The sequence below is a fragment of the Pseudoalteromonas sp. SG43-3 genome, assembly GCF_014164385.1.
Classification (GTDB): Bacteria; Pseudomonadota; Gammaproteobacteria; order Enterobacterales; family Alteromonadaceae; genus Pseudoalteromonas; species Pseudoalteromonas distincta.
This window is the reverse complement of sequence record NZ_JACJFC010000009.1, coordinates 136,448-149,584: the sequence shown is the minus strand read 5'-3', so window position 1 is coordinate 149,584 and position 13,137 is coordinate 136,448. Positions and strand designations below refer to the sequence as shown.

Below are 13,137 nucleotides of genomic sequence, written 5' to 3'. Positions count from 1 at the left end.
CGGTTTTTTATTTTAAGCCTATTTAGCCTTGCTTAATTAGTGCTAATTAATCGGCTTTACAGCGTTTTAAGTTTCTCAATTACGCTGTTGTATTCAGGTTCAGTTGAAAGGCTACTAACTAACTGTTTATAAATGACGTTATGGCTTTCATCTAAAATAAAGACTGTTCGCGTTAGTAAGCCCATATCTTTAATAATCAATCCGTATTTCTGACCAAAATCACGCCAAACAGAATCTGATAACGTAGTGATTTTATCGATATTTTCAGCTTTGCAAAAACGCTTTTGAGCAAATGGTAAATCAGCACTAATTGTTAGCATAACTACACTTGGGAATTGTGAGGCTACTTTTTCATTAAAGTGCTTAGTTTGCAGGCTACAAATGCCGGTATCTAGGCTGGGTACTACACTTATTAATACAGCTTGGCCTTTATAATCCTCAAGTGTCACTGGAATAAAGTTGTCATCAACAACTTTAAAGTTTGGCGCACTATCTCCAATTGAGATACCTTGACCTAATAAAGTGACTGGTTTGCCTTGTGCGGATACTTTTCCTGCATCAAGTGTGTTTTCTGGATAGTCGGCTGCAATAGCCACAGAACAAAATGAACTCAAAGCAAAGGCAAGTGAACGTAACATAAGGTATTTCCTTTTAAATTAACGCAATGGGCGTCAGTGTATTATACTGGGCTTTAGTTACCAAGTGATTAAACCTGCTTAATAGAGTGGGTATTAGCTCTGAAATATAAAAATTGTAACTATGCTAAACTTTGATTAACATGAAGTTACAAAAGATATCTTCAATAATAAAAATAAAAACCATCATAAAATGATTTTAATGCTCATTACTGGTTTAGAAACAGAGAGATAATATGTCAACATCGGTATTAATATGTGATGACTCGAAATTAGCTAGGCGTCAGCTAGCTCGCTCATTACCTGAAGATTGGGACATTAAAGTTGAATTTGCACTTGACGGCGTTGATTGTATAAAGCAAATAAAGTTAATTGAACCAGAGATACTTTTTCTCGATTTAAACATGCCAGAAATGGACGGTTATGAAGTTTTAATCGCTATGAAAGAACAGGGGCTTAATATTCTCACTGTTGTTGTCTCTGGTGATATACAACCAAGTGCACACCAAAGAGTGCTTGAGCTTGGTGCTATCGATTTTATTCAAAAACCATGTTCTCCCGAAAAACTAGCCAGCATAATTGAACACCATGGGATTAAAGATAAAGCCATGCGTGAGCGTCTCTCTCATTCGCTAGGAGAGCAAGTCGACCCTGATGTTCGGGATATATACCAAGAGCTAACTAACGTTGCTATGGGGCAGGCTGGGGATTTACTTGCACGTCTTCTTAATGTATTTGTAGAGCTACCAATTCCTAATGTGAATATTTTGGAAGTTAATGAACTCGATATGGCGCTGCAGTCTATAGATAATAACGCAGCTACATCGGGTGTGTGCCAGGGCTTTATTGGCGGTGGTATTTCGGGCGAGGCGCTATTACTTTTAAATGATTCAAGCTTTAAAGAAATAGCTTCTTTGATGAACTATGACGGCGAGTTAAACGATAAAGTTGAACTTGAGCTGCTTATGGATATTAGTAATATTTTGATAGGCGCTATTTTAACGGGTCTTTCAAAACAGCTCGATATGTCATTTAGTCAAGGGCACCCGATTGTACTTGGCCAACACAGAGATGTATCTGAGTTGGTTAAATCAAACAAGTCACGTTGGCAACGCACCCTTGCAATAGAGATTAGTTACGGTATTGAAAACCATGATATAAATTGCGACCTCATGCTGTTATTTACTGAAGATTCACTTAAAACTTTGAAATACAAAGTTGCTTACCTATTAGAAGATTAAGTTATGGCCGCTGATTTAGAAATGAATGAGATCCATTGGTTAATGGATATGTTTAATACCGTTGATGTAGGCCTTGTGGTACTCGATAGGGATTATAAGGTGTGTGTATGGAATGGTTTTATGGAAAACCATTCAGGGCTTCTACCAAGCGCAGTAAAAGATAAAGATCTATTTGATTTATTTCCTGCAATAGACGAAAAATGGTTTAGAAGTAAATCTGAGTCGGTTTTTGTTTTAAAAAACCGCTCTTTTACGATTTGGGAGCAGCAGCCATACATTTTTAGGTTTAAAAATTATCGACCTATTACTGGTAAAGCTGATTACATGTATCAAAATGCGACATTTATCCCTCTTACAAATACGATGGGCGAAGTTAGCCATATTTGTATTATTTTGTATGATGTAACAGATGTCGCGGTAAATAAAAAAGAGCTTGAAGAGTTAAACAAAAAATTAGAACAAGTAAGTCAAACAGATAGCTTAACGCAGCTTGCAAACCGTGGACATTGGGAAGGTACGCTACGCCAAGAGTTTTTAAGAGTTAAGCGAAGTGGTGGCTGTAGTACATTATTAATGTTTGATATTGATCACTTTAAAAAAATAAATGATGAATATGGCCATAGCTGTGGTGATGAATCGCTTCGTCATTTATCTAACTTACTACGTACGACGCTGCGCGAGACTGATGTTGCAGGGCGCTATGGCGGTGAAGAGTTTGCAGTGACATTACTTGATACAGACAAAGAAGGCGCTTTTGTATTTGCTGAGCGTTTAAGGGTATTGATAGAAAGTAACCCTGTTAAGTATAAACACTTTGAAATAACAATGACGGTAAGTATAGGGCTGGCTGGTAGCAGTAATGATTTTAAAAATCATGAGCGCTGGATAGAGGCTGCAGATAAAGCACTGTACCAGTCTAAAAATACAGGGCGAAATAAAGTAATAGCTTACGAAGATATAAAAAATGACGCTTAAGCGTCATTTTTTATATCCAGAATTTAGGGTTAAATAATACCGTGTTTTTTTACAATCTGCTGAGCAAACCCAATCAGTATGGAAATTGTATTGCCCTTCATTATTGTGTTGTGTGTCGAGAGTCATCTATTGGGCATTGACCAATCATTGAAACTTCACCAGAATTTGACTCTTGTTCTAGTTTTACTTTAAAGCCCCATAATCTGTAAAGATGCTTAAGCACTTCCTCGTGCGAGTTTGCTAAAGGAATATTGTTATGGGGTACATAGCGTAGGGTTAATGAACGGTCACCTCTAATATCAACATCATACACTTGAATGTTAGGCTCATGATTACTTAAATTGTACTGCGCTGAGAGTGCTTCTCTCACTGCCTTATAGCCGTTGTCGTTATGTATTGCGCCAATTTCTAGATGGGGATTATTAGTATGGTCAATAATAGTAAATAATTTAAAATCACGAATTAACTTAGGCGATAAAAACTGGCTAATAAAACTTTCATCTTTAAAGTTTTCCATTGCAAAATGCAGTGTATCTAGCCAGTTACTACCTGCATATTCAGGAAACCAGCGTTTATCTTCTTCAGTTGGGTGTTCACATATTCTGCGAATATCAACCATCATATTAAAGCCTAAAGCATATGGGTTAATGCCTGAATAATACTTACTGTTATAAGGTGGCTGATAAACTACGTTGGTGTGGCTTTGTAAAAACTCTAACATGAAAGAGTCGCTGAGCTTTCCCTCATCATATAAGTGATTAAGGATGGTGTAATGCCAAAAAGTTGCCCAGCCTTCGTTCATTACTTGAGTTTGCTTTTGTGGGTAAAAGTATTGCGAAATTTTACGAACAATACGTATCACTTCACGTTGCCAAGAATCGAGTAATGGGGCATTTTTTTCAATAAAATACAAAATATTTTCTTGAGGTTCAGAAGGGAAATGGCGAACTTTCTTTTTGGTTTCTTGCTGTTGCTCAGGAATAGTTCGCCATAATTCGTTTACTTGCGATTGAAGGTAGTCTTCGCGCTCTTGTTGGCGTTTTTGCTCTTCAAATAGCGATATTTGTTGTGGACGTTTGTAGCGATCGACCCCGTAATTCATTAATGCATGACATGAGTCGAGTAGGGCTTCTACTTGTGTAATACCATGCTTTTCTTCACAGCGGCTTATGTAGTTTTTAGCAAATACCAAGTAATCAATAATTGAACCTGCATCGGTCCAGGTTTTAAATAAGTAATTACCTTTAAAAAATGAGTTATGTCCGTAACACGCATGTGCCATTACAAGCGCTTGCATAGGTAGGGTGTTTTCTTCCATTAAGTACGCAATACAAGGGTCTGAATTTATCACTATTTCGTAAGCGAGCCCCATTTGTCCGCGCTTATAATTTTGCTCTGTTTGAATGAACTTTTTACCGTACGACCAATGACTGTAGCCAATAGGCATACCAACGCTTGAATAAGCATCCATCATTTGCTCTGCGGTTATCACTTCAATTTGATTAGGGTAGGTGTCTAACCTGTAGTGAGCTGCAACACGGGCAATTTCACCTTGGTACTCATCTAATAAATCAAAGGTCCAATCTGGGCCATCACTCAATCGTTTATCATTCATAATGTTACCTCGCTTTAGGCTATGCAGAGTTTTGCTGTTGACGACCTTTTTTAAATAGCTCCCTAAAAATTGGGTAAATATCTTCAACGCTTTGGATATGCTGTATAGCGAAATTATTATGGCTGTGTGTTATAGATTCATATTCGCGCCATAGACTTTGATGAGCACGAGTGGTTATTTCAATATAAGCAAAATAGCGTACTGCGCTTAAGAGCTTATTACGTAATATTTCACCACACTGCGGGGTGTCGTCCGCCCAGTTATCGCCATCAGAGGCTTGTGCGGCGTATACATTCCACTCGTTTGCGTGATAACGCTCTTTTATTATTTCGTTCATTAATTTAAGTGCGCTCGAAACAATAGTGCCACCAGTTTCTTGAGAGTAAAAAAACTCTTGTTCGTCTACTTCTTTAGCTTGTGTGTGGTGGCGAATATAAACAACTTCTATGTCTTTATAACTGCGCGTTAAAAATTGATAGAGCAAAATATAAAAACGCTTTGCCATGTCTTTTGTTGGCTGATCCATTGAGCCTGACACATCCATAATACAAAACATCACGGCTTTGCTGGTGGGGTGAGGGCGCTTTTCGTAATTACGAAAACGTAAATCGTAGTTATCAATAAACGGAACCGACTTAATTTGCACTTTTAATGCTGCAATTTCTTTTTGTAATAAAGCAATTGCCGCTTTATCGTTATGTGGACCAGCAAGCAGCAGAGCAAGTTGTTCTTCGAGCTCTTTTAAACGGCGTTTTTTACCTGCACTCATGGCAACACGCCGTGCAAGCGAGCCTTGAAGAGAGCGTACAATGTCAATATTACTTGGCATGCCGTCGCTACAAAATCCTGCGCGATGGGTTTTCATTTGCACTAACTTATCAAGTTGGTTTTCTTGTAAGTTAGGAAGTTCTAGATCTTCAAATAGTAAATCAAGGTATTCATCTTTTGATATTGAAAATACAAACTCATCTTGTCCCTCGCCCGAATCGCTGGCGTCACCTTCACCGGCACCACCGCCTTGTCCGCCTTTAGGGCGCTCAATTTTATCACCTGTAGAAAACTGATCGTTACCAGGGTGAATTTGTTCTCTATTCCCGCCTTGCCCTTGATGAAATGTAGGTTCGCTGATATCGCGTTGTGGAATAGAAATACTCTCACCAGAGCTTGAATCGGTAACGCTGCGTTTGTTAATCGCATCTGAAACCGCTTCTTTAATTTGTTTTTTATAGCGCCTAATAAAGCGCTGGCGATTAAGCGTACTTTTATTTTTTCCGTTTAAACGCCTATCTATAAAATGCGCCATATTGACCTCCTATATACTACGACTATGAAGGTTATTGCGATTTTCTAACCCGTAAATACCACTCAGAAAGCAAGCGAACTTGTTTTTGTGTATAGCCTTTTTCGACCATACGGTTCACAAAGTCTTCGTGCTTTTGCTGATCCTCTGCAGACGTTTTAGTATTAAACGAAATAACAGGGAGTAAATCTTCGGTATTAGAGAACATTTTTTTCTCAATCACCGTGCGTAGTTTTTCGTAGCTTGTCCATAGTGGATTTTTACCGTTGTTGTGTGCACGGGCACGCAGTACAAAGTTCACTATTTCATTACGAAAATCTTTAGGATTAGAAATACCCGCTGGCTTTTCTATTTTTTCAAGTTCAGCATTTAGCGCTGCGCGGTCAAATAGTTGCCCTGTATCGGGGTCGCGATATTCTTGGTCTTGTATCCAAAAATCTGCATAAATAACATAACGGTCAAAAATATTTTGTCCGTATTCTGAGTACGATTCTAGATAAGCGGTTTGCAGTTCTTTACCTATAAACTCGACATATTGTGGAATTAAATAGCCTTTTAAAAAGCTTAAATAACGCTCTTCTATTTCACTTGAAAATTGCTCGCGCTCTATCTGTTGCTCAAGCACATAGAACAAATGCACCGGATTTGCAGCAACCTCAGTGGTATCAAAGTTAAACACACGGGACAAAATTTTAAACGCAAAGCGGGTAGAGAGCCCCGTCATACCTTCATCAACCCCTGCGTAATCACGATACTCTTGATACGATTTTGCTTTAGGGTCGGTATCTTTTAGAGTTTCGCCATCGTATACCCGCATTTTAGAATAGATACTTGAATTTTCTGGCTCTTTTAAACGTGATAGCGTCGTAAATTGCGCCAATGTTTTAAGTGTACCCGGTGCACATGGCGCGTTGTATAGCTCGCTGTGCTCAAGTAATTTGTCGTAAATTTTAATTTCTTCAGTCACACGTAAGCAATAAGGGACTTTTACAATATAAACACGGTCTAAAAATGCTTCGTTGTTTTTATTGTTTTTAAAGGTTTGCCACTCAGACTCATTAGAGTGAGCGAGGATCATGCCATTAAAGGGCAGGGCGCTAATACCTTCTGTGCCGTTATAGTTACCTTCTTGGGTTGCGGTAAGTAAAGGATGCAGCACTTTAATAGGCGCTTTAAACATTTCTACAAATTCCATCAGCCCTTGGTTAGCTAAACATAAAGAGCCAGAGTAGGCGTATGCATCAGGATCGTTTTGGGCAAAGTGCTCAAGCTGGCGAATATCGACCTTACCAACCAGTGCTGAAATATCTTGGTTGTTTTCATCTCCTGGTTCGGTTTTGGCAATGCCTATTTGGTTTAAAATAGAAGGGTAGCGTTTAACCACTCTAAACTGGCTAATATCACCATTGAATTCTTTTAAGCGTTTGCCAGCCCAAGGCGACATAATGGTTTTTAAGTAGCGCGGTTTAATACCGTATTCTTTGCTGAGTACGTCTGCATCTTCGATAGGATCAAACAAGGAGAGGGGGTGGTCGTTTACAGGAGACCCTTTAATTGAATAAATAGGCACTTGTTGCATTAAATACTTTAGTTTTTCAGCAATGGATGATTTACCCCCACCAACAGGTCCAAGTAAATAAAGCACTTGTTTGCATTCTTCAAGCCCTTGGGCGGCGTGTTTTAAATAAGAGACTATTTGCTCAATGGCGTCTTCCATACCATAAAAATCAGCAAAGGCAGGGTAGCGTGCAACTACTCTATTAGAAAATAACCGGCTTAGTCGTGCATCCGTTGCGGTATCTACCATGTTTGGTTCGCCAATTGCCATGAGTAGGCGTTCTGGTGCGCTGGCGTAGGCAGACTTATCGGTTTTACAAATCTCAAGAAATTCAGCGATACTGTATTCTTCTTCCTGTGCCGCTTCGTATCGTGCTTGGTAATGCTCAAAAATCGTCATAATAACCTCCGAAACCCGCTGTAAAAAGGTGCTTACCTTTTAAAGTCTAGTCACGAATGTGTATTTTTGTGCAATAAAATTAAAAATTTAAGTGAAAAAAGATCATGTTACTAAAAGCGTTTTATTAAATGATGAGGCGCTTAGGTGTGATAAACAAGAAACAAAAAAAGACGCCTAAGCGTCTTTTTTACATTAGCGTTTAAAGGCTAATTAAGCGAAGTTAGCGTTCGCGAATTCCCAGTTAACAAGCGACCAAAAACCTTTAAGGTAATCTGGACGAACGTTACGGTAATCGATGTAGTAAGCGTGTTCCCATAAATCCACTGTAAGGATTGGAGTAACGCCATCATCAGTTAATGGTGTAGCAGCGTTAGATGTATTAACGATGTCTAGTGAACCATCAGCAAGCTTAACTAACCACGTCCAGCTTGAACCAAAGTTATTTACTGCTTTGTCATTTAATGCATCTTTAAACGCATCAAAAGAACCCCATTTAGCGTTGATTGCATCAGCAACTGCGCCAGTAGGCTCGCCGCCGCCGTTTGGAGATAAGCTGTTCCAGTAAAAAGTATGGTTCCAGATTTGTGCTGCGTTGTTAAATACGCCGCCTTCTGATGAACATACGATCTCTTCTAGAGATTTGTTTTCAAACTCAGTACCAGGGATTAAACCATTAAGCTTAACCACGTATGTGTTGTGGTGTTTGCCATGGTGAAACTCTAGCGTTTCTTTTGAAATATGTGGCTCAAGTGCGTCGATTGCATATGGTAGTGACGGTAGTTCAAATGCCATTTTTTTATCTCCATCTTCTTTGGTTGATAGTCCATTTGGTAATACGTAATGCCTGTTGAAACAGAGCAGTTACCTATACCAAGCGGTAATATAGTGTTACTATAATTGTTGAGTATTTTACTCAAGTTTAAGCAAACAGCAATGCTATTGCGAAAGACTATTTCAATTGCGGCTTTATTTGCCCATTTTAAGTTATATATTTGTGGTCACGATGAGTTATTTTCAAGACCTAAATATATTTAGCTATCGTTACTTTGAGGTTGTAGATGGAAACCATTGATAAAATTAAACAGCAAATTTCAGAAAATCCAATAATCCTTTTCATGAAAGGGTCACCAAAATTACCAAATTGTGGTTTTTCTTCACAAGCATCGCAAGCGTTAATGTCATGTGGTGAACCATTTGCATACGTTGATATTTTACTTAATCCAGACATTCGTGCTGAGCTTCCAGCATACGCAAATTGGCCAACATTCCCACAACTTTGGGTAGATGGCGAATTAGTTGGTGGTTGTGACATTATTATCGAAATGTTTCAACGCGGTGAATTACAGCCGTTAATTACAGAAACTGCTGCTAAATATAAAGAAGCTGACGCAGAGTAATTTATTACTCAACCTGAACTCAGGTTATTAAGCTCTTTAAACACAAAGCCACTTTTTAAGTGGCTTTGTTGTTTTTAATTCTTATGAATTTACGAATAAGGAAGGCTCACTTGAACGTTTAAGCCGCCCTCTATTTTGTTATGTAAACTTATATGCCCTTGGTGCGCTTCTGCTATTTCTCTGCATAAGGCTAACCCTAAACCACTCCCCGTACTTTTTGTAGAATAAAAGGGCACTAAAGCATTTGCCATTACTTGCTCGCTCATTCCTTTGCCGCAGTCGCTTACATTTATAACACAAGCTTGGGGTACAAACTCGACCTGAATATGTATTTCATTGGCATTGGAACCTGACTCGTGTGAATTTTTTAATAGGTTTATGAGCAGCTGCTCGAGTTGTGTTTGATCAGCTTGTAATTCATTGTGTGAATTTTTTATTTCGTAGCTAAATTGCCAGTGGTTTTTTAAATTATTGAGGGTGTTTTGCCAGTTAACCCGCGTTTTTTGTGGCTGAGGTAATTTAGCAAACTTGCCATAGCCTTGTACAAATTCAGTTAAATGACTAATTCGCTCATCAATAGTTGCAAATACACGGGCAAGACGAGGCTCATCAACTTTATTTGCGAGCAATTGTGCGCTGTGTAGCATGGATGACATAGGGCCGAGTGAATTATTTAATTCGTGGCTAATAATGCGTATTACTTTTTTCCACACCGCAACTTCTTGACGACTAAGTTCACGGGTTAACTGTTTAAATATATATAAATGATGCTTTTGATTATTAAGTAAAAACTCCCCAGTGGCTAAATGCCAAGTTTGCGAGTCTTGATTCTCTATTTCTATATTAAAGAGGCCATCAATACCGTGCTCTATAGCTGCTACTAATTGCAGAGGCGAATTTTCGAGTAATTTACTTAGCTGCATACCTTCAAGGCGAGTTGCGCTATTAAATAAACTACGGCTAATTAAATTACTAAATACCACCGTATTATTATCATTGACCAGCAATAACGCTTGCGGCGAGCTTTGCAAAACTTTATCAAGCATTAACTCGCGCTGGTAAATCCATTGTTTTTCTTGGCGAAGCTGTTTTGCGGTTTGATTATAAAGTTGGCATAGTTTTCCAAGTTCATCATTACTTTTATACGCTAGTAAGCTGGAGAGCTCACCATCTTTAAAATTAAGTAATCCGGTTTCAAGCGATTGCATGCCAAGCTTTATTGGCTTGGTGAGAGTTCTTGAAAGCAGAGTGCTAAATGTAAGCGTTAGTAATATTAAAAACAGAGTGTAGTAAATATCAAAGCCACTTAGCGCGGCAATAATAACAATAGGCAGCGCGCTACAAAGCCCGCAAATTAATACAACCTTTTGGCTTAGGGTAAAGTTGCTAATAATGTTTGGCATTAATAATCAATACCCATTTTTTGTAATCGACGATAAAGCGCTTGTCGGCTTAAACCAAATTCACGGGCGACTTTGGCTATAACACCTTGATGAGCGCGCATTGCGTGTTCTATTTCCTGTTTGGTCGGCTCTGCTTTTGCTTCTTGTTGAGCAGTGACCGGTGACGATAGTGCAAAGTCATCGACTGTAAGCGCACCTGTAGGTTTTAGTACCGCTACACGCTTACAAGCGTTTTCTAGCTCTCGAACGTTACCTGGCCATTTGTAGTGTTGAAGTGCTTGCTCTGTGTTTATAGTCAGCTCTCGGTGAGGTAAAAAATGGCTAATAAGTGCTAAAACATCATCTTGTCTTTCGCTTAGGGAAGGCACATTGAGCTCAATTACATTAAGGCGATAATATAAGTCTTCCCTAAATCGACCTTGTTGAATTGCTTGTAGTAAGTTTTCGTTAGTAGCCGATACAACCCGCACATTTACCTTTCGTGTTTGTGTTGAGCCTAAACGTTCAAACTCGCCGGTTTGTAGTACGCGTAGTAATTTTATTTGTCCTGAAAGTGGTAAATTACCAATTTCATCTAAAAATAACGTACCGCCATCAGCTGCTTCAAATCGACCAATACGTTGTTTGGTTATCCCCGTATATGCACCGGCTTCAGCGCCAAAAAGCTCGGCTTCTATAAGTTCTTGCGGTAGTGCACCGGCGTTTACCTTAATAAAAGGCTGCGATACAAGCGGGGAGTTTTTTTGAATAATATGCGCAATACACTCTTTGCCACTACCATTAGGGCCTGTAATTAATGCAGATATATCAGATTTAGCCACTTGAAGCGCCATAGTAACCAGTCGTTCCATCGCAGTACTTTTAAATATTAGCCCAGCAAGGTCTGCATTTTTAAATGTACCTTCACGTTCTTGTTGATGGCGATTATGTGTCGCCACTATTTTTTTAGCACTGCCTAGCTCTATTAAGTTACCGATACAAACTAGTAGTTTTGCATCATCCCAGGGTTTTGGTAAGTAATCAGCAGCACCGGCTTTTACAAGCTCAATGGCGGTGGCAAGTTCGGTCCAGGCTGTAATAAGTATAATAGGTAGGTGTGGGTTTATTTCTCGTAGTTCATAAAACAACGCTTTACCTTCTTCGCCAGAGGTGGTGTCGCTGGTAAAGTTCATGTCTTGAATTACAAGCTCAATTCGCTGATAGCGAACTATTTGCAAAGCATCAAATGGATTTGTTGCAGTGACTACCGAAAAATCGTGGATCTCGAGCAACAATGAAAGTGCGTCGAGTACTGCTTGGTTATCATCAACAATGAGTATTTTATGAGTCATAGGTTATTTTTATAATTTTTTAATGGCTACACTGCCTTACTAAGCAGTGTAGCATAGTGATTTACATATTATTAAATAGTGCGAGTTGCGATACTGGGCGAAATATTGGCAGCGCGTTTAGCCGGCGCTAATACTGCAAGTAAACTCATTAAAAATACGGCAACGGCCGTAACGGCTATATAACTTGGCGGTAGTGCGGCTACAGAAAAATACTGCATTAACATTTTCCCAAGTAGTATTGCTGTTACTACACCTAAGGCTAAACCTAGGCTACAAATTAATGCATTTTCTACTAAAAAGTAGCTAACAATAGCTGACTTTCTTGCGCCAAGTGCTCTGCGTGTACCAATTTGCTTAGTACGTTTGCTAATATTAAATAAGGTTAAGCCAAAAATACCGAGAGCGGTTATAAGCACTAAAATAGTGATTAATACTATGAGCATGCGCATCATAAGGCGATCTTGAGCGGTATACTCATTTTTTAATTCATCAAGCCCTTTAATGTTGTTAATAACGCGTTTGCTGTAATTTTCGAGCATAGCATTTTCTATTTCTTTCATTACAGCTGCTCGCTGACCAGGCTTAGTACGAACGGCAACTTGTGCATAACTTGCTGCTTTAATATAAGGAATAAACGCAAGATTATCGGGTTTACTGTCTTTGAGCCACGGGCCTTTCATTTTTCCGATCACGCCAATAATTTTAAGTGGTAGGTCGCCAAAATAAACTATTTTCCCTAAACCATCTCCATCAGGGTAGAGCTCATCAAGTAAGGCTTTAGTGACTATAGTGACGTTGGTGCGCTTTTGTGTAATTTCGTTTGTAACGAGCACTTCATCTTCGGTAAAGTTTCGCCCTGCAATTAAGTTAACGCCGTAGGTATTAATAGCATGATCGTCTATAAAAAAATAAGCGGTCCTGACACTTAGGCCTTCTTGTGGGGCAGGTTTTAAATTAAAGCTCGAAGCGCTGCCACTCCCTGATAGTGGAATACTACTGCTTAATGCGGCATCGACCACGCCTGGCATTTTTCTAAGCATGCTTTCATCAAGCTCAAACTGCTGACTTAAGTTAATATCAGTACCAAAGGTCATTACATTAAACTTGAATATATCTTGTTCAGGGTAGCCCGTTTCTTGGTTTAAATAGCTAATTCTGTCTTGAATAATAAATGCAGCATTACTAACTATAGCTGTAGTAATTGCAATTTGAATTAGCAGTAATACAGCGCCCACCTTTGAGCGGCATAAGGCGTTAAATATAGGTTTTATTTCTAACATTGT

The 13,137-nt window shown here is 39.0% G+C and carries 11 protein-coding genes; 3 read left to right on the top strand and 8 right to left on the bottom strand.

From position 1 onward, the window contains the following. Positions 1-56 precede the first annotated feature (56 nt). Positions 57-638 carry a thiol peroxidase gene (gene tpx, locus H5157_RS10530; protein ID WP_182695637.1) on the bottom strand — a complete coding sequence of 194 codons (582 nt, stop codon included), beginning with the start codon at positions 636-638 and terminating at the stop codon, positions 57-59. 233 nt (positions 639-871) lie between these two features. On the opposite strand from tpx, the gene H5157_RS10525 reads away from it, so the two are divergent. Further along, complete coding sequence (locus H5157_RS10525; protein ID WP_024590825.1) at positions 872-1,876, top strand: response regulator; 1,005 nt, start codon at positions 872-874, stop codon at positions 1,874-1,876. Positions 1,877-1,879: 3 nt separating this feature from the next. Continuing rightward, positions 1,880-2,851: a diguanylate cyclase gene (locus tag H5157_RS10520; RefSeq protein ID WP_182715822.1), complete on the top strand. Its 972-nt coding sequence runs from the start codon at positions 1,880-1,882 to the stop codon at positions 2,849-2,851. A gap of 100 nt (positions 2,852-2,951) precedes the next feature. On the opposite strand, the gene H5157_RS10515 is transcribed toward H5157_RS10520, so the two are convergent. The 4 genes from H5157_RS10515 to H5157_RS10500 all read right to left on the bottom strand — a co-directional run bounded on the left by H5157_RS10515 (position 2,952) and on the right by H5157_RS10500 (position 8,515). Next, a complete protein-coding gene (locus H5157_RS10515; protein ID WP_182693978.1) occupies positions 2,952-4,466 on the bottom strand; it encodes a SpoVR family protein in 1,515 nt (504 codons plus the stop codon). 19 nt (positions 4,467-4,485) lie between these two features. After that, the gene (locus H5157_RS10510) at positions 4,486-5,769 is read right to left on the bottom strand and encodes a YeaH/YhbH family protein (protein WP_007375849.1); all 1,284 of its coding nucleotides are present in this window, start codon (positions 5,767-5,769) and stop codon (positions 4,486-4,488) included. A gap of 31 nt (positions 5,770-5,800) precedes the next feature. Continuing rightward, the gene (locus tag H5157_RS10505) at positions 5,801-7,723 is read right to left on the bottom strand and encodes a PrkA family serine protein kinase (RefSeq protein ID WP_024598339.1); all 1,923 of its coding nucleotides are present in this window, start codon (positions 7,721-7,723) and stop codon (positions 5,801-5,803) included. Positions 7,724-7,933: 210 nt separating this feature from the next. Further along, on the bottom strand, positions 7,934-8,515 hold the full coding sequence (locus H5157_RS10500) for a superoxide dismutase (protein ID WP_002960323.1): 582 nt from the start codon (positions 8,513-8,515) through the stop codon (positions 7,934-7,936). Between the two features lie 266 nt (positions 8,516-8,781). On the opposite strand from H5157_RS10500, the gene H5157_RS10495 reads away from it, so the two are divergent. Next, on the top strand, positions 8,782-9,120 hold the full coding sequence (locus H5157_RS10495; protein ID WP_004335359.1) for a Grx4 family monothiol glutaredoxin: 339 nt from the start codon (positions 8,782-8,784) through the stop codon (positions 9,118-9,120). An 89-nt stretch (positions 9,121-9,209) separates the two neighbouring features. Here the strand turns inward: H5157_RS10495 and H5157_RS10490 are convergent, their stop codons facing one another. From H5157_RS10490 to H5157_RS10480, 3 genes are all read right to left on the bottom strand, one after another. Beyond that, positions 9,210-10,523: a PAS domain-containing sensor histidine kinase gene (locus tag H5157_RS10490; RefSeq protein WP_182724658.1), complete on the bottom strand. Its 1,314-nt coding sequence runs from the start codon at positions 10,521-10,523 to the stop codon at positions 9,210-9,212. Beyond that, the gene (locus H5157_RS10485) at positions 10,523-11,854 is read right to left on the bottom strand and encodes a sigma-54 dependent transcriptional regulator (RefSeq protein WP_182724657.1); all 1,332 of its coding nucleotides are present in this window, start codon (positions 11,852-11,854) and stop codon (positions 10,523-10,525) included. The genes H5157_RS10490 and H5157_RS10485 overlap by 1 nt, the downstream gene beginning before the upstream one ends. A 71-nt stretch (positions 11,855-11,925) precedes the next feature. After that, entirely contained in the window at positions 11,926-13,134 is a 1,209-nt protein-coding gene (locus H5157_RS10480; RefSeq protein WP_182724656.1) for an ABC transporter permease, read from the bottom strand. Positions 13,135-13,137 lie beyond the last annotated feature (3 nt).

What these genes read in the sequence shown, in the direction of transcription:
- tpx (WP_182695637.1), bottom strand. Translation starts at nt 638, where the DNA reads ATGTTACGTTCACTTGCCTTTGCTTTGAGTTCATTTTGTTCTGTGGCT.
- H5157_RS10520 (WP_182715822.1), top strand. Translation starts at nt 1,880, where the DNA reads ATGGCCGCTGATTTAGAAATGAATGAGATCCATTGGTTAATGGATATG.
- H5157_RS10500 (WP_002960323.1), bottom strand. Translation starts at nt 8,515, where the DNA reads ATGGCATTTGAACTACCGTCACTACCATATGCAATCGACGCACTTGAG.
- H5157_RS10515 (WP_182693978.1), bottom strand. Translation starts at nt 4,466, where the DNA reads ATGAATGATAAACGATTGAGTGATGGCCCAGATTGGACCTTTGATTTA.
- H5157_RS10510 (WP_007375849.1), bottom strand. Translation starts at nt 5,769, where the DNA reads ATGGCGCATTTTATAGATAGGCGTTTAAACGGAAAAAATAAAAGTACG.
- H5157_RS10490 (WP_182724658.1), bottom strand. Translation starts at nt 10,523, where the DNA reads ATGCCAAACATTATTAGCAACTTTACCCTAAGCCAAAAGGTTGTATTA.
- H5157_RS10525 (WP_024590825.1), top strand. Translation starts at nt 872, where the DNA reads ATGTCAACATCGGTATTAATATGTGATGACTCGAAATTAGCTAGGCGT.
- H5157_RS10480 (WP_182724656.1), bottom strand. Translation starts at nt 13,134, where the DNA reads ATGTTAGAAATAAAACCTATATTTAACGCCTTATGCCGCTCAAAGGTG.
- H5157_RS10495 (WP_004335359.1), top strand. Translation starts at nt 8,782, where the DNA reads ATGGAAACCATTGATAAAATTAAACAGCAAATTTCAGAAAATCCAATA.
- H5157_RS10485 (WP_182724657.1), bottom strand. Translation starts at nt 11,854, where the DNA reads ATGACTCATAAAATACTCATTGTTGATGATAACCAAGCAGTACTCGAC.
- H5157_RS10505 (WP_024598339.1), bottom strand. Translation starts at nt 7,723, where the DNA reads ATGACGATTTTTGAGCATTACCAAGCACGATACGAAGCGGCACAGGAA.